This is a genomic window from Pseudomonas sp. S5D5, from assembly GCF_003013355.1.
GTDB classification, from domain to species: domain Bacteria; phylum Pseudomonadota; class Gammaproteobacteria; order Pseudomonadales; family Pseudomonadaceae; genus Aquipseudomonas; species Aquipseudomonas aylmerensis.
In genome coordinates this window covers 5873891-5900248 of record NZ_PTEO01000001.1, presented here as the reverse complement: position 1 = coordinate 5900248, position 26358 = coordinate 5873891, and the positions used below count along the sequence as shown (strand labels likewise).

The following is a 26358-nucleotide window of genomic DNA, read 5'->3' as shown; positions in this document are numbered from 1 at the left end:
TTACCCATGACGACTCGTACCCGTATCCTCACCGGCATCACCACCACCGGCACGCCGCACCTGGGCAACTACGCCGGTGCGATCCGCCCGGCGATTCTCGCCAGCCAGGACGCCAATGCCGACTCTTTCTACTTCCTGGCCGACTACCACGCCCTGATCAAGTGCGATGACCCGCAGCGCATCCAGCGCTCGCGCATGGAAATCGCCGCGACCTGGCTGGCCGGTGGCCTGGATGTGAACCGGGTGACGTTCTATCGCCAGTCCGACATCCCGGAAATTCCCGAGCTGACCTGGCTGCTCACCTGCGTGGCCGCCAAGGGCCTGCTTAACCGCGCCCATGCCTACAAGGCCTCGGTGGACAAGAACGTCGAAGCCGGCGAAGACCCGGATGCGGGCATCAGCATGGGCCTGTACAGCTATCCGGTGCTGATGGCGGCGGACATCCTGATGTTCAACGCGCACAAGGTGCCGGTTGGCCGCGACCAGATCCAGCACGTGGAAATGGCCCGCGACATCGGCCAGCGCTTCAACCACCTGTTCGGCAACGGTCAGGAATTCTTCACCATGCCCGAGGCGTTGATCGAAGAAAGCGTCGCCACCTTGCCGGGCCTGGATGGCCGCAAGATGTCGAAAAGCTACGACAACACCATCCCGCTGTTCACCAGCGCCAAGGACATGAAGGACGCGATCTCGCGGATCGTCACTGACTCCCGCGCGCCGGGCGAAGCCAAGGACCCGGACAACTCGCACCTGTTCACCCTGTACCAGGCCTTTGCAACCAAGGCCCAGGAAGAAGAGTTCCGCGCCGAGCTGCTGCAAGGGCTGGGTTGGGGCGAGGCGAAGAACCGTCTGTTCCAGCTGCTGGACAGCCAACTGGCCGAGCCGCGTGAGCGTTACCACCAGCTGATGTCGCGCCCTTCGGACATGGAAGACCTGCTGCTGGTCGGCGCCAAGAAAGCCCGTGCCGTCGCTGCGCCGTTCCTCGCCCAGTTGCGCGAAGCGGTTGGCCTGCGCTCGTTCGTCAACCAGGCGGCCGCGCCGGTCGCCACCAAGAAAAAAGCCGCGAAAGCCGCGCGCTTCGTGAGCTTTCGTGAAGACGACGGCAGTTTCCGCTTCCGCCTGTTGGCCGCCGATGGCGAGCAATTGCTGCTGTCGCGCAACTTTGCCGATGGCAAGGCGGCGGGCGCCGTGACCAAGCAACTGCAAAGTGGCACCGCGCTGGACGTACGCACCGAGGCCCTGAGCTTCAGCGTATGGCTGGACGGCGCCGCCGTCGCTGACAGCGCCGAGTTCGCCGACAGCACGGCGCGCGATGCCGCCGTTGAAGCGCTGCGCGTTGCGTTGACCCCAATCGAGGATTAACCCGACCAAGGGTTGATTGCCATTATCCAGGGCCGTCGTTACAGTGACGGCCCGTTTTTGTTGCCTTGCTAACGAAATTATGACGCCCCTAGAACGATATCAAGCTGATCTGAAACGCCCTGAGTTCTTCCACGACGCCGCCCAGGAAAATGCTGTGCGTCATTTGCAGCGCCTGTACGACGACCTGGTCGCGGCCTCGCAGAGCAAACCAGGGATGTTCAGCAAGCTGTTTGGCAAGAAAGACCACGTGCCGGTCAAGGGCCTGTATTTCTGGGGTGGCGTCGGCCGGGGCAAGACATACCTGGTCGACACGTTCTTCGAGGCGCTGCCGTTCAAGGAAAAGGTCCGCACGCACTTCCACCGCTTCATGAAGCGTGTGCACGAAGAGATGAAGACCCTGCCGGGCGAGAAGAACCCGCTGACCATCATCGCCAAGCGCTTCTCCGAAGAAGCGCGGGTGATCTGCTTCGATGAGTTCTTCGTCTCCGACATCACCGATGCCATGATCCTCGGCACCCTGATGGAAGAGCTGTTCAAGAACGGCGTGACCCTGGTCGCCACCTCCAACATCGTGCCCGACGGCTTGTACAAGGACGGCCTGCAGCGTGCGCGCTTCCTGCCGGCCATCGCGCTGATCAAGCAGAACACCGAGATCGTCAACGTCGACAGCGGCGTCGACTACCGCCTGCGTCACCTCGAGCAAGCGGAGTTGTTCCACTTCCCGCTGAACGAAGCGGCGCATGACAGCCTGAAGAAAAGCTTCCGCGCGCTGACGCCGGAATGCACGAAGGCGGTGGAAAACGACAAGTTGATGATCGAGAACCGCGAAATCATCGCGTTGCGCACCTGCGATGACGTGGCCTGGTTCGAGTTCCGTCAACTGTGCGACGGCCCGCGCAGCCAGAACGACTACATCGAACTGGGCAAGATCTTCCACGCGGTGATCTTGAGCGGCGTCGAGCAGATGGGCGTCACCACCGACGACATCGCGCGCCGTTTCATCAACATGGTCGACGAGTTCTATGACCGCAACGTCAAGTTGATCATCTCGGCTGAAGTCGAGCTCAAGGACCTGTATACCGGCGGCCGCTTGAACTTCGAGTTCCAGCGCACGCTGAGCCGCTTGCTGGAAATGCAGTCCCACGAGTTCCTGTCACGCGGCCACAAGCCGTAGTCGATGTGCTCGAAATTAAAAAGGCCTGCAGCGATGCGGGCCTTTTTTTATGGGAGATCTCCAGTACAGCGCAGATCAAATGTGGGAGCCGGGCTCGCTCGCGATGGCGGCGGGTCAGCGACAGATACACTCACTGATATACCGCTATCGCAGGCAAGCCAGCTCCCACATGGGGTTGCGTACAGCCTCGGTTATGCGGCTTTTCTGGAATTGCTGGATGCAGTCCTTTTTTATGCGTGATCTCCAGCACAGCGCAGATCAAATGTGGGAGCCGGGCTTGCCCGCGATTGCGGTGTATCAGTGACGAATGTTTCGACTGGCACTCCGCATTCGCGAGCAAGCCCGCTCCCACAATTTCTACCGCGTTTAGCCTTGGTTATGCGGCTTGCTGGAACTGCTGGCGGTACTGGTTGGGCGACAGCTCCGTGTGCTGCCTGAACAGCCGCGCAAAGAAACTTGCATCGTCGTAACCCACCTCATAACTGATGGTCTTGATGCTCTTGCGGCTGGCCGAGAGCAGGCCCTTGGCGGTTTCGATGCGCAGCCTCTGCAGGTAATGCAGGGGCTTGTCACCGGTGGCGGTCTGGAAGCGGCGCATGAAGTTGCGGATGCTCATGCCGTGTTCTCGGGCGACGTCTTCGAAGCGGAACTTGTCGGCGAAATGCTCTTCGAGCCAGTGCTGGATCTGCAGGATGATCACGTCCTGGTGCAGCTTCTGCCCCCCAAACCCGATGCGCCCAGGCGAGTAACTGCGCTGCACTTCGTAGAGAATATCGCGGGCCACGGCCTGGGCGATGTTGGCGCCGCAGAAGCGCTCGATCAGGTAGATATAAAGATCGCACGCCGAGGTGGTGCCGCCGGCGCAGTACAGGTTGTCGGCGTCGGTGAGGTGCTTGTCCTGGTTGAGCTGGACTTTGGGGAAGCGTTCGCCGAAGGCATTGAAGAAACGCCAATAGGTGGTCGCCTCCTTGCCATCGAGCAGGCCGGCTTCGGCCAGCCAGAACACCCCGGTTGCTTCGCCGCAGAGGACGGCGCCACGGGCGTGTTGTTCGCGCAGCCAGGGCAGCACTTGCGGGTAACGCGTGCACAGGGCGTCGAAATCATCCCAGAAGGCCGGCAACACAATGATGTCGGCGTCTTCGAGGCCGCCGTCCACCGGCATGATCACATCACTGAAGCTGCGCACCGATTGCCCGTCGGGGCTGACCAGGCGCGTTTCGAATGCCGGGGTCAGGCCCAGGCCTTGCTGTTTGCCATACCGCAGGCTGGCGAGGTGGAAGAAATCCTTGGCTTGCATGAGGGTTGAAGCGAATACCCGATCAATGGCCAAAATGCTGACGCGCCGCAACGGCGTGGAGATTTGGTTAGACATAATTTCATTTATTCTTATAGGGGAAAGTGGTCACCAGACGGCTGGATCGTCTTATTTTTTGTCGCATGTGTCCAGTGTCCTGTGATGCCTTCGCGGCATAGGCTCTGTGGGCTCGTTCTTGTCCGACAATCCCAGCAGGTGACCCATGATCCCCAGAACCTTGTTCAGCCCGGAGCACGAACTCTTTCGCGAGAGCGTGCGCACCTTCCTTGAAAAAGACGCCGCACCGTTCCACGGGCAATGGGAGAAACAGGGCTACATCGACCGTGCCCTGTGGAGCAAGGCGGGGGAGGCGGGGATGCTGTGCTCCCATCTGCCGGAGGAGTACGGCGGCCTGGGGGCGGATTTTCTCTACAGCGCGGTGGTGATCGAGGAGATCAGCCGGCTCGGGCTCACCGGCATCGGGTTTTCCCTGCATTCGGACATTGTCGCGCCGTACATCCTGCATTACGGCAGTGAGGCGCTGAAGCACAAGTACCTGCCTAAATTGATCTCCGGCGAAATGGTCACCGCCATTGCCATGACTGAGCCCGGTGCCGGCTCCGACCTGCAAGGCGTCAAGACCACGGCCGTGCTGGATGGCGATGAGTATGTGATCAATGGCTCCAAGACCTTTATCACCAATGGCTTTCTTGCCGAGCTGGTGATCGTGGTCGCCAAGACCGATCCCAAGGCCGGCGCCAAGGGCACCAGCCTGTTCCTGGTGGAAGCCGACACGCCGGGCTTCGACAAGGGCAAGCGCCTGGAGAAGGTCGGCATGAAGGCCCAGGACACCTCGGAGCTGTTCTTCCAGGATGTGCGCGTGCCCAAGGAGAATCTGCTCGGGCAAGCGGGCATGGGCTTCGCGTACCTGATGCAGGAGTTGCCCCAGGAGCGCCTGACCGTGGCAATTGGCGCGCTGTCGTCCGCCGAGGCGGCGTTGCAGTGGACACTGGAATACACCCGTGAGCGCAAGGCGTTCGGCAAGGTCATCGCCGACTTCCAGAACACGCGGTTCAAGTTGGCGGAGATGGCTACCGAGATTCAGATCGGCCGCGTGTTCGTCGATAAGTGCATGGCGCTGCACCTGGAAGGCAAGCTGGACGTGCCCACCGCCGCGATGGCCAAGTACTGGGCCACGGACCTGCAATGCAAGGTGCTCGACGAATGCGTGCAGTTGCACGGCGGCTACGGTTTCATGTGGGAATACCCGATTGCCCGGGCCTGGGCAGATGCGCGGGTGCAGCGGATTTACGCGGGGACCAATGAGATCATGAAGGAGATTATTGCGCGGGCGCTTTGACAACGGAACGCTGGGCTGTTGTGGCGAGCGGGCTTGCCCCGCGTTGGGGTGCGTAGCAGCCCTGATCCCGCCCATCCCCTTTTTCCTTCAGAAGGATTGAGGGATGAGGTTTTGGGGCTACTGCGCAGCCCAACGCGGGGCAAGCCCGCTCGCCACGGGGGCGGTGTCGGGCTGGTTAATTAATCAAGGGGCAGGGTTCGGATGATCCTTCTGAATCGCCTCGATCCCTTCCAGCACTTCCTTCGACAGCTTCAGGTCGGCACTGGCAATGTTGCTGTCCAGTTGCTCCAGACTTGTCGCGCCAATGATGTTGCTGGTCACGAATGGCTGCTGTGTCACAAACGCCAGGGCCATCTGCGCCGGGTCCAGGCCATGCTCGCGCGCCAGTGCCACGTAGCGGCTGCACGCCGCTTCCGACTGCGGGTTGAAGTAGCGGCTGAAGCGGCTGTATTCCGTCAGGCGCGCCTTGGCCGGGCGTGCGCCGTTTTCGTATTTGCCGCTGAGCATGCCGAACGCCAGGGGCGAGTAGGCGAGCAGGCCGCACTGTTCGCGGATCGCGACTTCCGCCAGACCCACTTCAAAGCTGCGGTTGAGCAGGTTGTAGGGGTTCTGGATCGACACCGCGCGGGTCCAGCCACGGGCTTCGGCCAGGGCGAGGAATTTCATGGTGCCCCATGGCGTTTCATTGGACAGGCCGATGTGGCGGATCTTGCCGGCCTTCACTTGCTCGTCCAGCGCTTCGAGGGTTTCCTCCAGCGGGGTGAGGTCGTCCTCGTCCTTGTGCTTGTAGCTCAGTTGGCCGAAGAAGTTGGTGCTGCGCTCCGGCCAGTGCAGCTGGTAAAGGTCGATCCAGTCGGTCTGCAGGCGCTTGAGGCTGGCGTCGAGGGCGTCGACGATGTGCTTGCGGTTGTGGCGCAGGTGGCCGTCGCGAATGTAGTCGATGGTGTTGCCGGGGCCGGCGATCTTGCTGGCGAGCACCCAGTCGGCACGGTCGCCGCGGCTCTTGAAGTAATTACCGATATAACGCTCGGTGGTGGCATAGGTGTCGGCCTTGGGCGGTACCGGGTACATTTCCGCCGTGTCGAGGAAGTTGATCCCCGCGGCCTTGGCCCGTTCGATCTGAGCGAAGGCCTCTGCCTCGCTGTTCTGCTCACCCCAGGTCATGGTGCCCAAGGCGATCGCGCTCACGTTCAGATCGGTGCGGCCCAGCTGTCGATAATCCATCGGGTACTCCTTCGGGGAAAACAATCATAAAAGCAGGTTGAATTTTTTTTCGCAATCTGCATAATTGCCCACCTCTTTCTGCAGTGGAAGTGATGCGCCGCCTGCCGAAGAATCTTGCCGTTGAACGGACGCGCCGACCCGAGCCCCCGATAGCGTCTGTATCCGGCTGCCTTTGACTTGTCAAAGTACGCACTATTCAGTAAGATCCGCCGTCTAATTTACAGGGCGGCCCCTGAGGCTATTAAAGAATGACAACTTTTACTGCAAAACCGGAAACAGTTCAGCGCGACTGGTTTGTCGTCGACGCCGCTGGTCAGACCCTGGGTCGTCTGGCCACTGAAGTCGCCAGCCGTCTGCGTGGCAAGCACAAGCCTGAGTACACCCCTCACGTTGACACCGGTGACTACATCGTGATCATCAACGCTGAGCAGGTTCGTGTTACCGGCAACAAAGCGCAAGACAAAATGTACTACCGTCACTCCGGTTTCCCAGGCGGTATCAAGTCTTCCAACTTTGAAGGCCTGATTTCCAAGAAGCCTGAAGCCCCGATCGAAATCGCGGTCAAAGGCATGCTGCCTAAGGGCCCACTGGGTCGCGATATGTTTCGCAAGCTGAAAGTCTATGCGGGCGCTGTACACCCTCATGCTGCTCAGCAGCCCCAAGAACTGAAGTTTTAACGGAATAGTTCATTATGTCGGCGACTCAAAATTACGGCACTGGCCGTCGCAAAACCGCAACCGCACGCGTTTTCCTGCGTCCGGGCACTGGTAACATCTCGATCAACAACCGCTCCCTGGACAACTTCTTCGGCCGCGAAACTGCCCGCATGGTAGTTCGTCAGCCGCTGGAACTGACCGAGACCGTTGAAAAGTTCGACATCTACGTCACCGTTATCGGTGGCGGTGTAAGTGGTCAAGCTGGCGCAATCCGCCACGGTATCACTCGCGCTCTGATGCAGTACGACGAAACCCTGCGTGGCGCTCTGCGCAAAGCTGGCTTCGTAACTCGCGATGCCCGTGAAGTTGAACGTAAGAAAGTCGGTCTGCGTAAAGCGCGTAAGCGTCCGCAGTACTCGAAGCGTTAATTCGCTTTACGTTCCACAAAAACGCCCAGCCTCCTCACGGAGCTGGGCGTTTTTTATTGCCTGCGATTTATGCACAAATTTGCGCGTGACAACTTGCCACATCCGTAGACCCCCTATACTACAAGGCCTGGAGGCGGAGGCCCGGGCAATTCCCTTGTCATACGTGGGGCTTTTCATTACCATTCGGCAAAATTTTTATAAGTAAAGATTCAACACTTAGTAGACGCCTGATTTAACAGGCCAAAAAGCTGATGGGAGAGGACTGAATGAGCAATGACGGCGTGAATGCAGGCCGGCGTCGCTTCTTGGTAGCAGCCACATCCGTGGTGGGTGCTGCAGGAGCGGTGGGGGCTGCGGTCCCGTTCGTGGGGTCATGGTTTCCCAGTGCCAAGGCGAAAGCCGCAGGTGCACCGGTGAAAGTGAATGTCAGCAAGATCGACCCAGGCCAGCAGATGATTGCTGAGTGGCGCGGTCAGCCGGTCTTCATTGTTCGTCGTACTGAGGAGATCCTGGGGAATCTGAAGAAAATCGAAGATCGCTTGTCTGATCCCGATTCGAAGAATTCCGACCAGCCCGCCTACGTCGATAAGGAAATGCGTTCGATCAAGCCTGAGATTCTGCTGCTGATCGGTATCTGCACCCACTTGGGTTGCTCCCCCACCTTCCGCCCGGAAGTGGCGCCTGCGGATCTGGGCAAGGACTGGGTCGGCGGCTATTTCTGCCCCTGCCACGGTTCTCACTATGACCTCGCTGGCCGCGTCTACAAGTCACAACCCGCACCACTGAACCTGCCAGTTCCGCCACATCACTACGAGACTGACAGCATCATTGTCATTGGCGTCGACGAGGGGGAGAAAGCCTGATGAGCAAGTTCATGGATTGGGTGGATGCGCGTTTTCCTGCCACCAAGATGTGGGAAGACCATCTCAGCAAATATTACGCTCCGAAAAACTTCAACTTCTTCTACTTCTTCGGCTCCCTGGCCCTGCTGGTGCTGGTCAACCAGTTGGTCACCGGGGTCTGGCTGACGATGAGCTACACGCCGTCAGCCGAAGAAGCCTTCGCTTCCGTTGAAGGCATCATGCGCGACGTCGAGTACGGCTCGATCCTGCGCCTGCTGCACTCCACTGGCGCGTCGGCGTTCTTCATCGTGGTCTACCTGCACATGTTCCGTGGCCTGCTCTACGGTTCGTACCAGAAGCCTCGTGAGCTGGTGTGGGTCTTCGGCATGCTGATCTACCTGGCGCTGATGGCCGAGGCCTTCATGGGCTACCTGCTGCCATGGGGCCAGATGTCGTACTGGGGCGCCCAGGTGATCATCTCGCTGTTCGGTGCGATCCCGGTGATCGGCAACGACCTGACGCAGTGGATCCGGGGTGACTACCTGATCTCCGGCATCACCTTGAACCGCTTCTTCGCCTTGCACGTCGTGGCCCTGCCGATCGTGATTCTCGGCCTGGTCGTGCTGCACATCCTGGCGCTGCACGAAGTGGGTTCGAACAACCCGGACGGCGTGGACATCAAGAAGCATAAAGACGAAAACGGCGTACCGCTGGACGGCATTCCCTTCCACCCGTACTACACCGTGAAAGATATCGTCGGTGTGGTGGTGTTCCTCTTCATCTTCTGCTCGATCGTGTTCTTCTTCCCGGAAATGGGCGGGTATTTCCTCGAAAAACCCAACTTCGAACAGGCCAACGCGTTCAAGACGCCGGAGCACATTGCACCGGTCTGGTACTTCACGCCGTTCTACGCCATTTTGCGGGCGATCCCCGACAAGCTCATGGGTGTGGTTGCCATGGGGGCTTCGATCGCGCTGTTGTTCGTGCTGCCCTGGCTCGACCGTAGTCCGGTCAAGTCCATGCGCTACAAGGGCTGGCTGAGCAAGATCTGGCTGTGGGTGTTCTGCATCTGCTTCGTGCTGCTGGGCTGGACGGGCGTCAAGGCGCCGACACCGCAGCTGACGTTGCTGTCGCAGGTCTGCACCTTCCTCTACTTCGCCTACTTCATTCTGATGCCGTTCTACACCCGGCTCGAGAAGACCAAACCGGTTCCGGAAAGGGTGACTGGCTGATGAAAAAGTTATTCGTTGCATTGATGCTTGCGGCCCTGCCGCTACTGTCCTTCGCTGCCGAGCACGGCGGTCCGGAGCTGGAATCGGTCGATATCGACGTCTCGGACAAAGCCGCCATGCAAGACGGCGCCCGTACGTTTGCCAACTATTGCATGGGCTGCCACAGCGCCAAGTTCCAGCGCTATGAGCGTGTTGCCGATGACTTGGGGATACCCCACGAAGTGATGCTGGAAAAACTGGTGTTCACCGGCGCCAAGATCGGCGACCACATGAACATCGGCATGCAGCCTGCAGACGCCAAGGCCTGGTTCGGTGCTGCACCGCCTGACCTGACCCTGGTGGCGCGCGTTCGTGGCACCGACTGGCTCTACGGCTACCTGAAATCGTTCTATGAAGACCCGACGCGCCCTTGGGGCGTGAACAACCGGGTATTCCCGAACGTCGGTATGCCTAACGTTCTGGTCAGCCTGCAAGGCAAGCAAGTGGTAGGATGCAAGCAGGTCCAGGTCGTTGAAGACGGCAAGAAGCAATACGATCCGTTGACCGGCACGCCGCTGACGCATGAGGCGTGCGATCAACTGAAGATAGACACCCCCGGTGCACTGACTGACGAGCAGTTCGACGAGAAGGTCAAGAATCTCGTGACCTTCCTGGCCTACTCGGCCAACCCGGTCAAACTGCAGCACCAGCGCATTGGTACCTATGTATTGTTGTACCTGGCCTTCTTCTTCGTATTCGCCTATCTGCTCAAACGCGAATACTGGAAGGATGTGCATTGATCCAACCGTAAGCAATTGCTGTTAATCTTGCGCGCCCAGCGGCATCTCTGAACACGTAGTGATCGGGTAACTCCCACTACAGAGATGCTCCCTGGGCGCGCTCGTTTTTGAGCTTTCGATAATTTCAACAAGCGAGGAGGACCGCCATGGGCGTGACCAACCGGTTGGCCTGTTACTCCGACCCCGCCGACCACTATTCCCACCGAGTACGTATCGTGCTCGCAGAGAAGGGTGTCAGCGCCGAGATCATCAGTGTGGAGGCGGGCCGTCAGCCGCCGAAACTGATCGAAGTGAACCCTTACGGCAGCTTGCCCACCCTGGTCGATCGTGACCTGGCGTTGTGGGAGTCGACTGTGGTGATGGAATATCTGGATGAGCGTTACCCTCATCCGCCTTTGCTGCCGGTGTACCCGGTAGCGCGTGCCAACAGCCGCCTGCTGATCCATCGGATCCAGCGTGACTGGTGCGGGCTGGTGGATGTGATCCTGGATACACGTAGCAAAGAAGCCGCTCGGGTGCAGGCACGCAAGGAATTGCGTGAGAGCCTGACCGGTGTTTCGCCGCTGTTCGCCGACAAACCTTTTTTCCTCAGCGAGGAACAAAGCCTGGTGGATTGCTGCCTATTACCCATACTCTGGCGCTTGCCGATCCTGGGCATTGAACTGCCACGGCCGGCCAAGCCGTTGCTTGATTACATGGAGCGCCAGTTTGCGCGTGAGGCTTTCCAGGCGAGTCTGTCTGGTGTCGAACGCGATATGCGCTAAGGCTTAAGGAGCCGCTGATGAACTCCAGTCGACCCTACCTGGTCCGCGCGCTCTATGAGTGGATTGTGGACAATGATTGCACCCCGCACATGCTGGTCAATTCCGAATTTCCTGCGGTTCAGGTACCGCAGGGTTTTGCCAGTGATGGACAGATTGTGCTGAACGTATCACCGAGTGCCGTGCGCCACCTGCACATGGACAATGAAGCGGTCAGTTTCGAAGGGCGTTTCGGCGGTGTGCCGCACACGCTGTTCGTGCCGATTGGCGCCATCCTCGGGATCTATGCCCGGGAAAATGGCCAAGGCATGGTGTTCGATCTGGAGTCGCCTTTCGAGGATGACGAAGCGATCGAAAGCGAAGACGGTGATGATGTGCCGCCACCGGATGCCGAGCCACCGCGTCCAAGCGGTCGGCCGAGCCTGAAAGTGGTGAAGTAAGCGGCTTTCATCTTCGGATTAGCTGGGAAAATGCCTCGACCTGTGTCGGGGCATTTTTTTGCGCGCAGGATATGGATGAAAGTCGTGACAGGACGGTGATCGTACAACCGCCATGGGCTATGATGCGTGCTCAAGTTCACCGAGAAAGATGATCCATCATGGAAAACGCCAACACCGCCCCTCGTCTTCCCCGCAAGCGTCGCAGCCTTGCCCAGGAATTGGTCACGGTGTTGTCCGAGCAGATCCGTGACGGCCAGCTCAAGCGCGGTGACAAGCTGCCCACCGAATCGGCCATCATGGACGCCCATGGTGTCAGCCGTACCGTGGTGCGCGAGGCCATCTCGCGCTTGCAGGCGGCGGGGCAGGTGGAAACCCGGCATGGCATCGGCACCTTCGTGCTCGATACGCCAAGCCCGAGCGGCTTTCGCATCGACCCGGCCACGGTGGTGACCCTGCGTGATGTGCTGGCGATTCTCGAGTTGCGTATCAGCCTGGAAGTCGAATCCGCTGGCCTGGCCGCATTGCGCCGCAGCGACGAGCAACTGGCAGCCATGCGCGCCGCCCTCGACGCCCTGAATGAAAGCGCCGCGCACGCTGGCGATGCGGTCGCCTCAGACTTCGCCTTCCACCTGGAAATCGCGTTGTCCACCGGCAACCGCTATTTCACCGACATCATGACCCACCTGGGCACCAGCATCATTCCGCGTACCCGCCTGAATTCGGCGCGCCTGGCCCACGATGACCAGCAGCACTACATGAGTCGCCTGAGCCGCGAGCACGAAGAGATTTATGAGGCGATTGCTCGCCAGGATTCGGACGCGGCGCGGGCGGCCATGCGCTTGCACCTGACCAATAGCCGTGAGCGGCTGCGCCATGCCCACGAAGAGGCAGAAGCGCAGCGCGGCTGAAGGGGCCTGTAGGTGCAGGCTTGCCGGCGCCAGCGGAGTATCAGCCAGTGAGGTTTGACTGACACTCCGCCATCGCAGGCAAGCCAGCTCGCACAGTTGATCTCCATTGTCTGGAGCAATGCGTGTCCTTAGCTTGCGGGCTGGTTGGGCTTGTAGTCCTTGAGCAGCAGGTACGTACTCCATCCCCACCAATCATTGGTCCAGTGCCTGTCGTTCAGGTCATTCACATCCTTGCGCCGCAGCACCTTGTCTCCCTCCACCTTGAACAGCGGCGAGAAGTTGTTCGCCGGGTTCTGCGCGGCATTCAGGTCCGGCACATGCAGCGGCGCCTTGAAGGTGGCCGGGGAGGGCGCCACGCCGCTGATAAAGGTCGCGAAGATCTCATCGGCCGAGGCCTGTACCGCGCGTTTGACCTGCAGCCGATTGTCCGCGTCGATGGCGTCGAAGTAGCGCTTGTCCCCATAGGCGTGCCATTGGTCCCCCAAGGCGTTGCGTACCTTGAAGCCGAACTTGCTGTCTTCATCGTGCATGAAGCGGCTGATCAGCGAACCCAACTCCCCCGGCGTGACCACGGCGGCCAGCTGTTTGCGCGGCACACGCAGGTGCCCGGCGGAAAACAGGTCGGTCAGGAAGTGATCGGCAAAACTGTTCATCGCATACGCCAGTTCCAGCGCCTGGTCGGTGCCGGTCTGATGCGCCACGACGGCTTGCTGCAGCGCGGCCGTATGGCCTGCCAGGTACGCCGAGAGCGCCCATTCGCCGAAGTGGTCGGCATTGTCCGCCGCCAGTTTCAAATAGCGCCCCAGGGGAATCAGCGCCGACACCGCGCTGCCGCCGCCGGTGATGCGGTTCCATTCCTCGGACAACGTATCACCCAGCGCGTCATAGGCTTCATGGGCTTGCTTGCCGTCCTTGATCGCCTGGTTGACCGCGTTGATTTCCTTTTGCATGACCGCGAGGATCTTGTGCGCTTCCTCGCGTGAAGCGGGCAACACGGCCAGGGAGTTGAACGCGGCGGTAAAGCGCTGGATGCGCTCGGCGGGGGAGGCGCCGTCACTGATGGGTTGGCCGGGAATGCCATAAAAGTCGCCGCCCAGGGCGATCACTTGGCCGTAGGTGAGGGCCAGCCCGTTGGGCAGGTGCAACTCGACCTGTCGCGCAGGAATCGCCGGGGCGTCCTTGGCAAAGCGCAACAGGGTGTCGTCGCCGATGGCGGTGTGTTCACCCCCTTCGAAGCGCAGGGTAGGAGGGTTCTTTTCGGGTGCTGCGAGTTCTGGACCTGACATGTTAGCTCCTTGCTATGTCGTAGGAATCTTCCGTAATAACTGTATGCATATACAGTTATCTCGAGCATAGAGGAATAAATTCCTACGTCAAGAACGCCTCTGCATTAGGTGTCGCCCACCCGCACGTGCACCATGGCGATGAATTGCAGTTGACGAAATTATTTATAGTTGTACGATGACGTACGACATCATCAAAACCAACAACAACCTTTCCATCGAAAGTTTTCGCCCAGGGTGTTCGAATAATGAATCCACAAGAACTGAAGTCCATCCTCTCCCACGGTCTGCTGTCTTTCCCGGTGACCGATTTCAACGCCCAGGGTGACTTCCACCAGGCGGGCTATATCAAGCGTCTGGAATGGCTGGCCCCGTACGGCGCCACTGCCTTGTTCGCCGCCGGTGGTACCGGTGAGTTTTTCTCCCTCGCCGCCAGCGAATATTCCCAGGTGGTCAAGACCGCCGTTGATACCTGCGCCACCAGCGTGCCGATCCTCGCGGGTGTGGGCGGTTCGACTCGCCAGGCCATCGAGTACGCCCAGGAAGCCGAGCGCCTTGGCGCCAAAGGCTTGCTGCTGCTGCCGCACTACCTGACCGAAGCCAGCCAGGACGGGGTTGCCGCCCACGTCGAAGCAGTGTGCAAGTCGGTCAAAATCGGCGTGGTGGTCTACAACCGCAACGTCTGCCGCCTGACTGCGCCTTTGCTGGAACGCCTGGCCGAGCGCTGCCCGAACCTGATCGGCTACAAAGACGGCCTGGGCGACATTGAATTGATGGTGTCGATTCGCCGTCGTCTCGGTGACCGTTTCAGCTACCTGGGCGGCCTGCCGACTGCAGAGGTTTACGCCGCTGCCTACAAGGCCCTGGGCGTGCCGGTGTACTCCTCGGCGGTGTTCAACTTCATTCCGAAGACCGCGATGGATTTCTACCACGCCATTGCCAAGGACGATCACGCCACCGTCGCCAAGATCATCGACGACTTCTTCCTGCCGTACCTGGACATCCGCAACCGCAAGGCGGGCTATGCAGTGAGCATCGTCAAGGCCGGTGCGAAAATCGCTGGCTACGACGCCGGCCCGGTGCGCACGCCGCTGACCGATCTGCTGCCGGAAGAATACGAAGCCCTGGCCGCGCTGATCGACAAGCAAGGCGCGCAATAACTTATCTACAAGGCCGCTGAGTAATCAGCGGCCTTTTGCGTCAGGAGAAGATTTGTGTCCCAAGCTCAGCGTTATGAAAACTACATCAATGGCCAGTGGGTGGCCGGTGCCGACTACTGCGTTAACCTCAACCCGTCGGAGTTGTCTGATGTCATTGGCGAATACGCCAAGGCTGACGTAGCCCAAGTCAATGCTGCCATCGACGCCGCCCGCGCCGCATTCCCGGCCTGGTCCACTTCCGGGATCCAGGCGCGTCACGACGCGCTGGATAAAGTCGGCAGCGAAATCCTCGCTCGCCGTGAAGAACTCGGCACCTTGCTGGCCCGGGAAGAGGGCAAGACCCTGCCCGAAGCCATTGGCGAAGTGACTCGCGCCGGTAACATCTTCAAATTCTTCGCCGGTGAATGCCTGCGCCTGTCCGGTGACTACGTGCCGTCGGTACGCCCGGGTGTCAATGTCGAAGTCACCCGTGAAGCCCTGGGCGTGGTCGGTCTGATCACCCCGTGGAACTTCCCGATTGCGATCCCCGCCTGGAAAATCGCTCCGGCCCTGGCCTACGGCAACTGTGTGGTGATCAAGCCGGCTGAACTGGTACCGGGCTGCGCCTGGGCCCTGGCCGAAATCATCTCTCGCGCAGGCTTCCCCGCCGGTGTGTTCAACCTGGTGATGGGCAGCGGCCGCGTGGTCGGCGACGTGCTGGTCAACAGCCCGAAAGTCGATGGCATCAGCTTCACCGGTTCAGTCGGCGTAGGTCGCCAGATCGCCGTCAGCTGCGTGTCGCGCCAGGCCAAAGTGCAGTTGGAAATGGGCGGCAAGAACCCGCAGATCATCCTCGACGACGCCGACCTCAAGCAGGCGGTCGAGCTGTCGGTGCAGAGTGCGTTCTACTCCACCGGCCAGCGTTGCACGGCCTCGAGCCGCTTGATCGTGACCGCCGGGATTCACGACCAGTTCGTCGCGGCCATGGCCGAGCGCATGAAGTCGATCAAGGTCGGCCACGCTCTCAAAAGCGGCACCGATATCGGCCCGGTCGTGTCCCAGGCCCAGTTGGACCAGGACCTCAAGTACATCGACATCGGCCAGAGCGAAGGCGCGCGGCTGGTCAGCGGTGGCGGCCTGGTCACCTGTGACACCGAAGGCTACTTCCTGGCGCCGACGCTGTTTGCCGACAGCGAAGCCGCCATGCGCATCAGCCGTGAAGAAATCTTCGGCCCAGTGGCCAACGTGGTGCGCGTGGCGGACTATGAGGCGGCGCTGGCCATGGCCAACGACACCGAGTTCGGCTTGTCGGCGGGCATTGCCACGACGTCGTTGAAGTACGCCAATCACTTCAAGCGCCACTCCCAGGCCGGGATGGTGATGGTCAACCTGCCGACCGCCGGCGTGGATTACCACGTGCCGTTCGGTGGCCGCAAAGGTTCCTCCTATGGTTCGCGCGAGCAGGGTCGCTATGCGCAAGAGTTCTACACCGTGGTGAAAACCAGCTACATCGGTTCGTAATACGCGACACCCGTGGCGCCTGCTTTGTGTGGGAGCTGATTTGCCTGCGATAGCATCACCGGTGTGTGCCTGACACACCGAGGTGCCTGTATCGCGGGCAAGCCCGGCTCCCACATGAAAGCGGTCCCCACCGACAAATAGACCATTACCCGCAAAAAAAATAATTAGTGGGAGTACTTCTACATGCAAGCGACCAAGCCGACCCACGTCCGCTATTTGATCCTGCTCATGCTGTTCCTGGTGACCACGATCAACTACGCCGACCGGGCCACCATCGCTATCGCCGGCTCCAGCCTGCAAAAAGACCTCGGCATCGACGCGGTCACCCTCGGTTATATCTTCTCCGCATTCGGTTGGGCCTACGTGGCCGGGCAAATCCCCGGCGGCTGGCTGCTGGATCGGTTCGGCTCGAAAAAAGTCTATGCCCTGAGCATCTTCACCTGGTCACTGTTCACCGTGCTGCAAGGCTATGTCGGTGAGTTCGGCGTCTCCACCGCAGTGGTTGCGCTGTTCATGCTGCGCTTCCTGGTGGGCCTGGCCGAAGCGCCGTCCTTTCCCGGCAACGCGCGAATCGTGGCGGCCTGGTTCCCCACTGCCGAGCGCGGCACGGCTTCGGCGATCTTCAACTCGGCGCAATACTTCGCCACGGTGCTGTTCGCGCCGTTGATGGGCTGGATCGTCTACAGCTTCGGCTGGCAGCACGTGTTTATCGTGATGGGCGGGATCGGCATTGTGTTCTCGCTGATCTGGCTCAAAGTTATCCACAGCCCACGCCAGCACCCGATGATCAACGAGGCCGAGTTCAATCACATCGCCGCCAACGGCGCGATGGTCGATATGGACCAGGACAAGGTCAAGGGTAAGAAAACTGACGGTCCGAAGTGGGATTACATCCGCCAACTGCTGACCAACCGCATGATGCTCGGCGTGTACCTGGGCCAGTACTGCATCAACGGCATCACCTATTTCTTCCTGACCTGGTTCCCGGTGTACCTGGTGCAGGACCGTGGCATGACCATTCTCAAGGCTGGTTTCATTGCTTCGCTGCCGGCGATCTGCGGCTTTATCGGCGGGGTACTGGGCGGGGTGATTTCCGACTACCTGTTGCGCAAGGGCCACTCGCTGACCTTCGCGCGCAAGGCGCCGATCATTGGCGGGTTGCTGGTGTCTTCCAGCATCGTGGCGTGCAACTACGTGGACATCGAATGGATGGTGGTGGGCTTCATGGCCCTGGCCTTCTTCGGCAAAGGCGTTGGCGCACTGGGTTGGGCGGTGGTGTCCGACACTTCGCCGAAACAAATCGCCGGGCTCAGTGGCGGCTTGTTCAACATGTTTGGCAACCTGGCGTCGATCAGCACGCCGATCGTGATCGGCTACATCATCAGCACCACCGGCTCGTTCAAGTGGGCACTGGTGTTTGTGGGCGCCAACGCGCTGCTGGCGGTGTTCAGCTACCTGGTGATCGTGGGTCCGATCAAACGTGTGGTACTCAAGGAGCCGCCAAGCAAAGGGCCTGAGTTGACTAACCTTACCGAAGCGCATTCCTGAGGGGCGATGTAATGCAGTTGATTGAACATGCCGACTCGCCGCGCTCGATTCGTTTGCACGAGCGCGACAATGTGGTGATCGTGGTCAATGACCAGGGCGTACCGGCCGGGACCGAGTTCCCGGACGGCCTGGTGACCGTGGATTTCATCCCCCAGAGCCACAAGGTGACCCTGGAAGATATTCCCGAGGGCGGTCAGATTATTCGCTACGGCCAGACCATCGGATACGCCCTGGCGCCGATTCCGCGCGGCAGTTGGGTCCAGGAAGATCAACTGCGCATGCCGACCGCGCCGCCGCTGGACAGCCTGCCGCTGTCCACCGATGTGCCCGAAACCCAGGCTCCCCTCGAAGGCTTTACCTTCGAGGGCTACCGCAATGCCGACGGCACCGTGGGCACGCGCAATATCCTCGGCATCACCACCACGGTGCAATGCGTGACCGGTGTGCTGGACCATGCGGTCAAGCGCATCAAGGACGAATTGCTGCCCAAGTACCCGCACGTGGATGACGTGGTCGCGCTGACCCACAGCTATGGCTGTGGCGTGGCCATCACCGCGACGGATGCCTACATCCCGATCCGCACGGTGCGCAATCTGGCGCGCAACCCGAACCTGGGCGGCGAAGCCCTGGTGATCAGCCTGGGCTGCGAGAAATTGCAGGCCGGGCAGGTGATGCACGACAACGACAGCTCCGTCGACCTGAGTGAGCCGTGGCTGTATCGATTGCAGGATTCCAGCCACGGCTTTACCGAGATGATCGAGCAGATCATGGCGTTGGCCGAAACCCGTTTGAAAAAGCTCGACCAGCGCCGCCGCGAAACCGTGCCGGCATCCGAGTTGATCCTGGGCATGCAGTGCGGTGGCAGTGATGCGTTTTCCGGCATCACCGCCAACCCCGCGCTGGGGTATGCGTCGGACCTGTTGTTGCGGGCCGGGGCGACGGTGATGTTTTCCGAAGTCACCGAAGTGCGCGACGCGATCTACCTGCTGACCTCCCGCGCGCAGACCCGGCAAGTCGCTGAGGAATTGGTGCGGGAAATGGACTGGTACGACCGCTACCTGGCCAAGGGCGAGGCAGATCGCAGCGCCAACACCACGCCGGGTAACAAGAAGGGCGGGTTGTCGAATATTGTCGAGAAGTCCCTGGGGTCTATCGTCAAGTCCGGCAGCAGCGCGATCAACGGCGTGCTGGGTCCGGGCGAACGCTTCAAGAGCAAGGGCCTGATCTTCTGCGCGACACCGGCCAGCGACTTTGTCTGTGGCACCTTGCAACTGGCGGCGGGCATGAACCTGCACGTGTTTACCACCGGGCGCGGCACGCCGTATGGGCTGGCGATGGCGCCGGTGGTGAAGGTTTCCACACGTACGGAGCTGGCACAGCGCTGGCCGGACCTCATCGATATCGACGCCGGGCGCATCGCCACCGGGCGCGCGACCATCGAGGAGCTGGGCTGGGAGTTGTTCCATTTCTACCTGGATGTGGCCAGCGGCAAGAAGCAGACGTGGGCCGAGCAGCATAAGCTGCATAACGACATCACCTTGTTCAACCCCGCGCCGATTACCTGAGACTGGCGCGGACCTTGTAGGCGCTGGCTCGCCTGCGATAGCGGTGTATCAGTAACCGATGTAACGCCTGACACACCGCCATCGCAGGCAAGCCAGCTCTCACATTGAGCGAGTGTCAACCAGACGAACCGGTTCGTACTGGCTTATCATTAGCCACCTGACGACGCTCACCAAGGTTCTCCCCGGCATGCTGGCAATTTTCCTCACCACCCTCACCATCACCGCGCCGGTGTTTGCCATGCTGTTTCTGGGGGTGTTGCTCAAGCGCGTCAACTGGATCAACGACAACTTTATCCACACGGCCTCGTCCCTGGTGTTCAACGTCACCATGCCGGCGCTGCTGTTTCTTGGCATCCTGCATGCCGACCTGCACTCGGCGCTCAAGCCGGGCCTGCTGATCTACTTCGCTGTCGCCACGCTGTTGAGCTTTGCCCTCGCCTGGGGCTGGGCGATTTTTCGCTGCCCGCGTGAAGACCGTGGCATCTACACCCAGGGCGCGTTTCGCGGCAATAACGGTGTGATCGGCCTGGCGCTGGCCGCCAGCATGTACGGCGACTACGGTATCTCCCTCGGTGCGATTCTCGCGGCGCTGGTGATCCTGTTCTACAACACCCTGTCGACCATCGTGCTGGCGGTGTACAGCCCGGTGATCAAGTCCGACCCGTGGAGCATCTGCAAGAGTGTGGTGGCCAACCCGCTGATCATCAGCGTGATCGCCGCCACGCCGTTCGCGGTGTTCCAGATTGGCCTGCCGGGTTGGCTGGAGTCGTCGGGCCAGTACCTGGCGGACATGACCCTGCCCCTGGCGCTGATCTGCATCGGTGGCACGCTGTCGCTGGCGGCTCTGCGCAAAAGCGGCAGCATGGCACTGAGTGCGAGTCTGGTGAAGATGATCGGCTTGCCCGTGGTGGCGACGCTGGGGGCATGGCTGCTAGGCTTTCGCGGGCCGGAGTTGGGGATCTTGTTCCTGTACTTCGGCGCGCCGACCGCAGCGGCCAGCTTTGTCATGGCCCGGGCGGCCGAGGGCAATCATGAGCTGGCGGCGGCGATTATCGTGATCACCACGCTGATGGCGGCGGTGACCACCAATATCGGGATTTTCGTGTTGCAGGCGGGGGGTTGGATCTGAAGGTTGCAGGGCTCTTGAGGGCCAATCGCAGGCAAGCCAGCTCCCACAGGAATTGAGGTATGGCTCAGGCCCCCGGGCATATGGAGATCAAATGTGGGAGCTGGCTTGCCTGCGAATGCGGTGGGTCAGGCAACGAATGCATCAACTGACACACTGCTTTCGCGAGCAAGCCCGCTCCCACAGGAATTGAGGTATGGCTCAGGCCCCCGGGCATATGGAGATCAAATGTGGGAGCTGGCTTGCCTGCGAAGGCGGTGGGTCAGGCAACGATGCATCAACTGACACGCCGCTTTCGCGAGCAAGCCCGCTCCCACAGGAATTGAGGTATGGCTCAGGCACCCGGGCATATGGAGATCAAATGTGGGAGCTGGCTTGCCTGCGAAAGCGGCGTATCAGGCACCTGATGCATCAACTGACACACTGCCTTCGCGAGCAAGCCCGCTCCCACAGGAATTTAGGTATGGCTCAGGCGGTCGGGTATATGGAGATCAAATGTGGGAGCTGGCTTGCCTGCGAAAGCGGTGGGTCAGGCAACGAATGCATCAGCTGACACACTGCCTTCGCGAGCAAGCCCGCTCCCACAGGAATTGAGGTATGGCTCAGGCACTCGGGCATATGGAGATCAAATGTGGGAGCTGGATTGCCTGCGAAGGCGGTGGGTCAGGCAACGATGCATCAACTGACACGCCGCCTTCGCGAGCAAGCCCGCTCCCACAGGAGTTGAGGTATGGCTCAGGCACCTGGGCATATGGAGATCAAATGTGGGAGCTGGCTTGCCTGCGAAAGCTAGCTCGCCGTCACGGCTGATCGGCCTGATACGCCTCAATCACTTCCTGCGCCGCGCGGAACGCATCAATCGCCGCCGGGACGCCGGCGTACACCGCGCAGTGCAGCAGTGCTTCGCGAATCTCCTCAACGGTACAGCCATTATTCAGCGCGCCACGCACGTGGCCCTTGAGTTCCTGCGGGCACTTGAGCGCGGTCAGGGCGGCGAGGGTGATCAGGCTGCGGGTCTTCAGCGGCAGGCCTTCGCGGTTCCATACGCTGCCCCAGGCATGCTCGTTGACGAAATCCTGCAGCGGTTGGGTGAACTCGGTGGCGTTGCCCAGGGCACGGTCGACGAACACATCGCCCATCACCTGGCGACGCATCTCAACCCCGGGCTTTTTCTGATCGGTCATTGCGAATCCCTCTTGTGTTGGCGGCGCCAGGCTCGCAGCGTGCTGAACAACAGGAAAGCCACCAGCACTGGCAGGACGTAATACAACATCAGTTGTTCAAGCTTGTTGGCGAGGGGCATGCCGGTGGTGAACGACATCACGTGCAGCCCGTACGCCAGGTACAGGCCCAGCAGCACCAGGCCTTCGGCGCGGGTCACTCGATAACCGGTGTAGAACACCGGCAGGCACAGCACCACTACACCGAGCATCACCGGCAGGTCGAAATCCAATGCATTGGGCGACACCGACAGCGGCGAGGGCGCGAGCAGGGCGGTGATCCCCAGCACGCCCAGCAGGTTGAACAGGTTGCTGCCGATCACGTTGCCCACGGCAATTTCCCGCTGCCCCCGCAGGGCGGCGATCAGTGAGGTGGCGAGGCAGGGCAGCGAGGTACCGACGCCGATCAGCGTGAGGCCGATGATGCGTTCCGAGAGGCCCAGGTCCGCTGCCACATCCACCGCCGCGCCCAGCAGCAAGTGCCCGGCCAGGACCAGCACCAGCAGGCCTGCGAGCATCAGCAGAACGCTGCTGAGCCACGGCGCGCGGGCCACGGTGTCGAGGGTGCGCGGGCGGCGGGAATGGCGCGTCTGGTAGTGCAGCACGCCCAGGTAGGCGACCAGCGCCAACAGCAACCACAAGCCGTCGACGGGTGTCAGTTCTTCATTGGCCGCCAGGGTGAATACCAGCAGCCCGGCGAGGATCATCACCGGGATATCCACGCGCACCAGTTGGCGTGAGACGCGCAGGGGGATGATCAGCGCCGACAGGCCGAGGGTCACCAGGATGTTGAAGATACTGCTGCCGATCACGCTGCCCACGGCGATATCGGTGTTGCCGGCCAGGGTGGCCTGCAGGCTGACGGTCATCTGTGGCGCACTGCTGCCAAAGGCGACGATGCTCAAGCCGATGATCAGCGGTCGCACTTTCAAGCTCGCGGCCAGGCGCACGGCGGCGCGCACCAGGACCTCGGCGCCAACGATCAGCAGCAGCAGGCCGCTGACCAGTTCGAGCAGGCTCCAGGGCGAGAGGGCGGTCAATCCGAAAATGGCCACGGCTGCGCCTTCAGTTGCTCATGGCTTGCACGCGCACGCGCGCAGTGCCACTGCCGAGCATGCCCAGTTGTTCGGCAGCCTTGCGTGAAAGGTCGATCAAGCGCCCACGCGTATGCGGGCCGCGATCGTTGATGCGGACCACGACGGATTTGTCGTTGTCCAGATTAGTCACCTTGACCTGGGTGCCGAAGGGCAGTTGCCGATGGGCCGCGGTCAGGGCGTTCTGGTTGAAGGGTTCACCGCTGGCGGTCTTGTTGCCATGGTGTTTGGCGCCGTAATAGGAGGCGGTGCCGGTTTCGTCGTAGCCGTTGGGGTTGATGATGCCGCTGGCGCAACCGGCCAGTAGGGAGAACAGGGCCAGCAGGCCGAGTAGACGCTTCATGCAAGGAGTCCCATTACAAATGTTGGAGTTGGCTTGCGTGGGAGCTGGCTTGCCTGCGATGGCTTCACCCCGGTGTAACTGATGCTCCGAGGCGCCTGCATCGCGGGCGAGCCCGGCTCCCACAGAAGCCGGGTCCTGCACGTGTCAGCCTTCGAGCTTGCTCTTCAGCAATTCGTTCACCTGTTGCGGGTTGGCCTTGCCCTTGGAGGCTTTCATGGCCTGGCCGACAAAGAAGCCGAACATCTTGCCGCGCTTGGCTTCGTCTGCCGCACGGTACTGCTCGACCTGCTCGGCGTTGGCGGCCAGCATTTCATCCAGCACGGCCGAGATCGCGCCGCTGTCGGTGACTTGCTTGAGGCCACGCTTCTCGATGATTTCGTCGGCGCTGCCTTCACCGCTGGCCATCGCTTCGAACACGGTCTTGGCGATTTTGCCGGAGATGGTGTTGTCCTTGATGCGCAGCAGCATGCCGCCCAATTGCTCGGCGGACACCGGCGCTTCGTCGATTTCCAGGCCTTGCTTGTTCAGCAGGCTGCCCAGCTCAACCATCACCCAGTTGGCCGCCAACTTGGCGTCACCGGCGATGCTCACGACTTTCTCGAAGTAGTTGGCTTGTTCACGGCTGGAAGCCAGGACGCTGGCATCGTAGACCGACAGGCCGAACTGCTCCTGGAAGCGCTCGCGTTTCTGCTGTGGCAATTCCGGCAACGTGGCGCGGATGTCGTTGAGGAACGAGTCTTCAAGGACGACCGGCAACAGGTCCGGATCGGGGAAGTAACGATAGTCGTTGGCTTCCTCCTTGCTGCGCATGGCGCGGGTTTCGTCTTTGTTCGGGTCGTACAGGCGGGTCTGCTGGATGACCTTGCCGCCGTCTTCGATCAGCTCGATCTGGCGACGCACTTCGCTGTTGATCGCCTTCTCGATGAAACGGAACGAGTTGACGTTTTTGATCTCGCAACGGGTGCCGAACTCGACCTGGCCCTTGGGCCGGATCGACACGTTGCAGTCACAGCGCAGCGAACCTTCGGCCATGTTGCCGTCGCAGATGCCCAGGTAGCGCACCAGCGCGTGGATGGTCTTGACGTAGGCCACGGCTTCCTTGGCGCTGCGCATGTCCGGCTCGGACACGATCTCCAGCAACGGCGTGCCGGCGCGGTTCAGGTCGATACCGGTGGCACCCGGGAATTCTTCGTGCAGGCTCTTGCCGGCGTCTTCTTCCAGGTGCGCGCGGGTTACGCCGACACGCTTGATGGTGCCGTCTTCCAGCGGGATGTCCAGGTGGCCCTTGCCGACGATCGGCAATTCCATCTGGCTGATCTGGTAGCCCTTGGGCAGGTCCGGGTAGAAGTAGTTCTTGCGCGCGAACACGTTGTGCTGGCCGATCTCGGCGTCGATCGCCAGGCCGAACATCACCGCCATGCGCACCGCTTCCTGGTTCAGCACCGGCAGGACACCGGGCATGCCCAGGTCGACCAGGCTGGCCTGGGTATTGGGCTCGGAGCCGAACGTGGTGGCGCTACCGGAGAAAATCTTCGATTGGGTGGCGAGCTGGGTATGAATCTCCAGCCCGATCACAACTTCCCATTGCATAGTGTTCTCCTCAGAAGCCGGTAGGGGTGCGGGTGTGCCAGTCGGTGTGCAACTGGTACTGGTGCGCCACATTGAGCAGGCGGCCTTCCTGGAAATACGGGGCGAGCAGTTGCACGCCGACCGGCAGGCCATCGACGAAACCGGCGGGCATGGACAAGCCCGGCAGGCCCGCGAGGTTGGCGGTGATGGTGTACAGGTCTTCCAGGTATTCGGCGATCGGGTCGCCGGTCTTGGCGCCGATCTTCCAGGCCGGGTTGGGCGTGGTTGGGCCGAGGATGACGTCGACTTCTTCAAAGGCCGCCATGAAGTCGTTCTTGATCAGGCGACGGATTTTTTGCGCCTTGAGGTAGTACGCGTCGTAGTAACCGGCCGACAGCGCGTAGGCACCGACCATGATCCGGCGTTGTACTTCGACACCGAAGCCTTCGCCGCGCGAGCGTTTGTACAGGTCGGTAAGGTCTTTCGGGTTTTCGCAGCGATAGCCAAAACGCACGCCGTCGAAGCGCGACAGGTTGGAGGAGGCTTCAGCGGGCGCGATCACGTAGTACGCAGGAATCGCGTGCTGGTTGTTCGGCAGGCTGATTTCCTTGATCACGGCGCCGAGCTTTTCCAGCTCCTTGACGCTGTTGTGCACCAATTCGGCGATACGCGGGTCGAGGCCTGCGCTGAAGTATTCCTTCGGCACGCCGATGCGCAGGCCCTTGAGCGAGGTATTGAGGCTGGCGCTGTAGTCCGGCACCGGCTCATCGATGCTGGTGGAGTCCTGTTTATCGAAGCCTGCCATGCCTTGTAACAAAATCGCGCAGTCTTCGGCGGTGCGAGCCAGGGGGCCGCCCTGATCGAGGCTGGATGCGTAGGCGATCATGCCCCAGCGGGAAACACGACCGTAGGTCGGTTTCAGGCCGGTGAGGTTGGTGAAGGCCGCCGGCTGGCGGATCGAGCCGCCGGTATCGGTGGCGGTGGCAGCCGGCAGGAAGCGAGCCGCCACGGCCGCAGCCGAACCACCGGACGAACCGCCGGGCACGTGCTCCAGGTTCCACGGGTTTTTCACCGCGCCGTAGTAGCTCGACTCGTTGGCCGAGCCCATGGCGAATTCGTCCATGTTGGTCTTGCCCAGGGTCACGGCCCCGGCGGCAGCCAGCTTGGACACCACGGTGGCGTCGTAGGGCGCCTTGAAGTTGTCGAGCATCTTCGAGCCGCAGCTGGTGCGAATGCCCTGGGTGCAGAACAAGTCCTTGTGGGCGATCGGCGCGCCCAGCAGGGCACCATTCTCACCGTTGGCGCGACGTGCGTCGGCGGCCTTGGCCTGGCTCAGCGCCAGTTCCTCGGTGAGGCTGATGAAGCTGTTGACCTTTGGATCGTGCTCGGCGATGCGCGCCAGCAGGGTCTTGGTCAGCTCTTCGGAAGAAAACTTTTTATCGGCGAGACCGCGGGCGATCTCGGCCAGAGTCATGTGATGCATTGCAGGC

General features: G+C 60.9%; 24 protein-coding genes. 16 read left to right on the top strand and 8 right to left on the bottom strand.

All coding sequences use genetic code 11. The features are described 5' to 3' along the window. Positions 1-6: 6 nt before the first annotated feature. Positions 7-1362 carry a tryptophan--tRNA ligase gene (locus C9990_RS26990; protein ID WP_065900653.1) on the top strand — a complete coding sequence of 452 codons (1356 nt, stop codon included), beginning with the start codon at positions 7-9 and terminating at the stop codon, positions 1360-1362. Positions 1363-1441: 79 nt separating this feature from the next. Then, a complete protein-coding gene (zapE, locus tag C9990_RS26985) occupies positions 1442-2536 on the top strand; it encodes a cell division protein ZapE (RefSeq protein ID WP_065900657.1) in 1095 nt (364 codons plus the stop codon). A 376-nt stretch (positions 2537-2912) separates the two neighbouring features. On the opposite strand, the gene C9990_RS26975 is transcribed toward zapE, so the two are convergent. Continuing rightward, positions 2913-3833 (bottom strand): GlxA family transcriptional regulator, encoded by a 921-nt coding sequence (locus tag C9990_RS26975; RefSeq protein ID WP_177343923.1) that lies wholly within the window; start codon positions 3831-3833, stop codon positions 2913-2915. Between the two features lie 220 nt (positions 3834-4053). On the opposite strand from C9990_RS26975, the gene C9990_RS26970 reads away from it, so the two are divergent. Continuing rightward, positions 4054-5190: an acyl-CoA dehydrogenase family protein gene (locus tag C9990_RS26970; protein ID WP_106805158.1), complete on the top strand. Its 1137-nt coding sequence runs from the start codon at positions 4054-4056 to the stop codon at positions 5188-5190. Positions 5191-5373: 183 nt separating this feature from the next. Here C9990_RS26970 and C9990_RS26960 read toward each other — a convergent pair whose 3' ends face one another. Further along, positions 5374-6414: an NADP(H)-dependent aldo-keto reductase gene (locus C9990_RS26960; RefSeq protein ID WP_106805156.1), complete on the bottom strand. Its 1041-nt coding sequence runs from the start codon at positions 6412-6414 to the stop codon at positions 5374-5376. 248 nt (positions 6415-6662) lie between these two features. On the opposite strand from C9990_RS26960, the gene rplM reads away from it, so the two are divergent. The 8 genes from rplM (at position 6663) to C9990_RS26920 (ending at position 12460) form a co-directional block, all read left to right on the top strand. Then, on the top strand, positions 6663-7091 hold the full coding sequence (rplM, locus tag C9990_RS26955) for a 50S ribosomal protein L13 (protein WP_003171742.1): 429 nt from the start codon (positions 6663-6665) through the stop codon (positions 7089-7091). Positions 7092-7105: 14 nt separating this feature from the next. Further along, the gene (gene rpsI, locus C9990_RS26950) at positions 7106-7498 is read left to right on the top strand and encodes a 30S ribosomal protein S9 (RefSeq protein ID WP_002555064.1); all 393 of its coding nucleotides are present in this window, start codon (positions 7106-7108) and stop codon (positions 7496-7498) included. Positions 7499-7764: 266 nt separating this feature from the next. Further along, complete coding sequence (gene petA, locus C9990_RS26945) at positions 7765-8361, top strand: ubiquinol-cytochrome c reductase iron-sulfur subunit (RefSeq protein WP_065900662.1); 597 nt, start codon at positions 7765-7767, stop codon at positions 8359-8361. Then, complete coding sequence (locus C9990_RS26940) at positions 8361-9572, top strand: cytochrome bc complex cytochrome b subunit (RefSeq protein ID WP_065900667.1); 1212 nt, start codon at positions 8361-8363, stop codon at positions 9570-9572. The genes petA and C9990_RS26940 overlap by 1 nt, the downstream gene beginning before the upstream one ends. Continuing rightward, on the top strand, positions 9572-10351 hold the full coding sequence (locus tag C9990_RS26935) for a cytochrome c1 (RefSeq protein WP_065900669.1): 780 nt from the start codon (positions 9572-9574) through the stop codon (positions 10349-10351). The genes C9990_RS26940 and C9990_RS26935 overlap by 1 nt, the downstream gene beginning before the upstream one ends. Before the next feature lie 146 nt (positions 10352-10497). Then, complete coding sequence (locus C9990_RS26930) at positions 10498-11115, top strand: glutathione S-transferase N-terminal domain-containing protein (RefSeq protein WP_010213164.1); 618 nt, start codon at positions 10498-10500, stop codon at positions 11113-11115. Between the two features lie 17 nt (positions 11116-11132). Further along, complete coding sequence (locus C9990_RS26925; RefSeq protein WP_065900671.1) at positions 11133-11552, top strand: ClpXP protease specificity-enhancing factor; 420 nt, start codon at positions 11133-11135, stop codon at positions 11550-11552. A 158-nt stretch (positions 11553-11710) separates the two neighbouring features. Then, positions 11711-12460 (top strand): FadR/GntR family transcriptional regulator, encoded by a 750-nt coding sequence (locus C9990_RS26920; RefSeq protein ID WP_025856285.1) that lies wholly within the window; start codon positions 11711-11713, stop codon positions 12458-12460. A 128-nt stretch (positions 12461-12588) separates the two neighbouring features. Here the strand turns inward: C9990_RS26920 and C9990_RS26915 are convergent, their stop codons facing one another. After that, complete coding sequence (locus C9990_RS26915; RefSeq protein WP_106805155.1) at positions 12589-13746, bottom strand: phospholipase; 1158 nt, start codon at positions 13744-13746, stop codon at positions 12589-12591. 245 nt (positions 13747-13991) lie between these two features. Between C9990_RS26915 and kdgD the strand changes: the two genes are divergently transcribed. From kdgD to C9990_RS26890, 5 genes are all read left to right on the top strand, one after another. Continuing rightward, on the top strand, positions 13992-14903 hold the full coding sequence (kdgD, locus tag C9990_RS26910) for a 5-dehydro-4-deoxyglucarate dehydratase (protein WP_034102171.1): 912 nt from the start codon (positions 13992-13994) through the stop codon (positions 14901-14903). 54 nt (positions 14904-14957) lie between these two features. Next, positions 14958-16403 (top strand): aldehyde dehydrogenase family protein, encoded by a 1446-nt coding sequence (locus C9990_RS26905; RefSeq protein ID WP_065900678.1) that lies wholly within the window; start codon positions 14958-14960, stop codon positions 16401-16403. 183 nt (positions 16404-16586) lie between these two features. Beyond that, positions 16587-17951, top strand: a complete 1365-nt coding sequence (locus C9990_RS26900) for an MFS transporter (RefSeq protein ID WP_065900680.1) — start codon at positions 16587-16589, stop codon at positions 17949-17951. 11 nt (positions 17952-17962) lie between these two features. Further along, on the top strand, positions 17963-19516 hold the full coding sequence (gene garD, locus C9990_RS26895; protein WP_106805154.1) for a galactarate dehydratase: 1554 nt from the start codon (positions 17963-17965) through the stop codon (positions 19514-19516). Between the two features lie 187 nt (positions 19517-19703). Beyond that, positions 19704-20645, top strand: coding sequence for an AEC family transporter (locus tag C9990_RS26890; protein ID WP_021491890.1), 942 nt, complete (start codon positions 19704-19706; stop codon positions 20643-20645). Between the two features lie 797 nt (positions 20646-21442). On the opposite strand, the gene C9990_RS26880 is transcribed toward C9990_RS26890, so the two are convergent. The 5 genes from C9990_RS26880 to gatA form a co-directional block, all read right to left on the bottom strand. Continuing rightward, the gene (locus C9990_RS26880; protein WP_065900684.1) at positions 21443-21826 is read right to left on the bottom strand and encodes a carboxymuconolactone decarboxylase family protein; all 384 of its coding nucleotides are present in this window, start codon (positions 21824-21826) and stop codon (positions 21443-21445) included. After that, a complete protein-coding gene (locus C9990_RS26875) occupies positions 21823-22869 on the bottom strand; it encodes a calcium/sodium antiporter (protein WP_177343924.1) in 1047 nt (348 codons plus the stop codon). The genes C9990_RS26880 and C9990_RS26875 overlap by 4 nt, the downstream gene beginning before the upstream one ends. Before the next feature lie 58 nt (positions 22870-22927). After that, entirely contained in the window at positions 22928-23299 is a 372-nt protein-coding gene (locus C9990_RS26870) for a septal ring lytic transglycosylase RlpA family protein (RefSeq protein ID WP_106805152.1), read from the bottom strand. A 144-nt stretch (positions 23300-23443) separates the two neighbouring features. Next, positions 23444-24889, bottom strand: a complete 1446-nt coding sequence (gene gatB, locus C9990_RS26865; protein WP_106805151.1) for an Asp-tRNA(Asn)/Glu-tRNA(Gln) amidotransferase subunit GatB — start codon at positions 24887-24889, stop codon at positions 23444-23446. Between the two features lie 10 nt (positions 24890-24899). Continuing rightward, complete coding sequence (gatA, locus tag C9990_RS26860; protein WP_065900689.1) at positions 24900-26351, bottom strand: Asp-tRNA(Asn)/Glu-tRNA(Gln) amidotransferase subunit GatA; 1452 nt, start codon at positions 26349-26351, stop codon at positions 24900-24902. Positions 26352-26358: the final 7 nt, after the last annotated feature.

What these genes read in the sequence shown, in the direction of transcription:
- C9990_RS26990 (WP_065900653.1), top strand. Translation starts at nt 7, where the DNA reads ATGACGACTCGTACCCGTATCCTCACCGGCATCACCACCACCGGCACG.
- zapE (WP_065900657.1), top strand. Translation starts at nt 1,442, where the DNA reads ATGACGCCCCTAGAACGATATCAAGCTGATCTGAAACGCCCTGAGTTC.
- C9990_RS26975 (WP_177343923.1), bottom strand. Translation starts at nt 3,833, where the DNA reads ATGCAAGCCAAGGATTTCTTCCACCTCGCCAGCCTGCGGTATGGCAAA.
- C9990_RS26970 (WP_106805158.1), top strand. Translation starts at nt 4,054, where the DNA reads ATGATCCCCAGAACCTTGTTCAGCCCGGAGCACGAACTCTTTCGCGAG.
- C9990_RS26960 (WP_106805156.1), bottom strand. Translation starts at nt 6,414, where the DNA reads ATGGATTATCGACAGCTGGGCCGCACCGATCTGAACGTGAGCGCGATC.
- rplM (WP_003171742.1), top strand. Translation starts at nt 6,663, where the DNA reads ATGACAACTTTTACTGCAAAACCGGAAACAGTTCAGCGCGACTGGTTT.
- rpsI (WP_002555064.1), top strand. Translation starts at nt 7,106, where the DNA reads ATGTCGGCGACTCAAAATTACGGCACTGGCCGTCGCAAAACCGCAACC.
- petA (WP_065900662.1), top strand. Translation starts at nt 7,765, where the DNA reads ATGAGCAATGACGGCGTGAATGCAGGCCGGCGTCGCTTCTTGGTAGCA.
- C9990_RS26940 (WP_065900667.1), top strand. Translation starts at nt 8,361, where the DNA reads ATGAGCAAGTTCATGGATTGGGTGGATGCGCGTTTTCCTGCCACCAAG.
- C9990_RS26935 (WP_065900669.1), top strand. Translation starts at nt 9,572, where the DNA reads ATGAAAAAGTTATTCGTTGCATTGATGCTTGCGGCCCTGCCGCTACTG.
- C9990_RS26930 (WP_010213164.1), top strand. Translation starts at nt 10,498, where the DNA reads ATGGGCGTGACCAACCGGTTGGCCTGTTACTCCGACCCCGCCGACCAC.
- C9990_RS26925 (WP_065900671.1), top strand. Translation starts at nt 11,133, where the DNA reads ATGAACTCCAGTCGACCCTACCTGGTCCGCGCGCTCTATGAGTGGATT.
- C9990_RS26920 (WP_025856285.1), top strand. Translation starts at nt 11,711, where the DNA reads ATGGAAAACGCCAACACCGCCCCTCGTCTTCCCCGCAAGCGTCGCAGC.
- C9990_RS26915 (WP_106805155.1), bottom strand. Translation starts at nt 13,746, where the DNA reads ATGTCAGGTCCAGAACTCGCAGCACCCGAAAAGAACCCTCCTACCCTG.
- kdgD (WP_034102171.1), top strand. Translation starts at nt 13,992, where the DNA reads ATGAATCCACAAGAACTGAAGTCCATCCTCTCCCACGGTCTGCTGTCT.
- C9990_RS26900 (WP_065900680.1), top strand. Translation starts at nt 16,587, where the DNA reads ATGCAAGCGACCAAGCCGACCCACGTCCGCTATTTGATCCTGCTCATG.
- garD (WP_106805154.1), top strand. Translation starts at nt 17,963, where the DNA reads ATGCAGTTGATTGAACATGCCGACTCGCCGCGCTCGATTCGTTTGCAC.
- C9990_RS26890 (WP_021491890.1), top strand. Translation starts at nt 19,704, where the DNA reads ATGCTGGCAATTTTCCTCACCACCCTCACCATCACCGCGCCGGTGTTT.
- C9990_RS26880 (WP_065900684.1), bottom strand. Translation starts at nt 21,826, where the DNA reads ATGACCGATCAGAAAAAGCCCGGGGTTGAGATGCGTCGCCAGGTGATG.
- C9990_RS26870 (WP_106805152.1), bottom strand. Translation starts at nt 23,299, where the DNA reads ATGAAGCGTCTACTCGGCCTGCTGGCCCTGTTCTCCCTACTGGCCGGT.
- gatB (WP_106805151.1), bottom strand. Translation starts at nt 24,889, where the DNA reads ATGCAATGGGAAGTTGTGATCGGGCTGGAGATTCATACCCAGCTCGCC.
- gatA (WP_065900689.1), bottom strand. Translation starts at nt 26,351, where the DNA reads ATGCATCACATGACTCTGGCCGAGATCGCCCGCGGTCTCGCCGATAAA.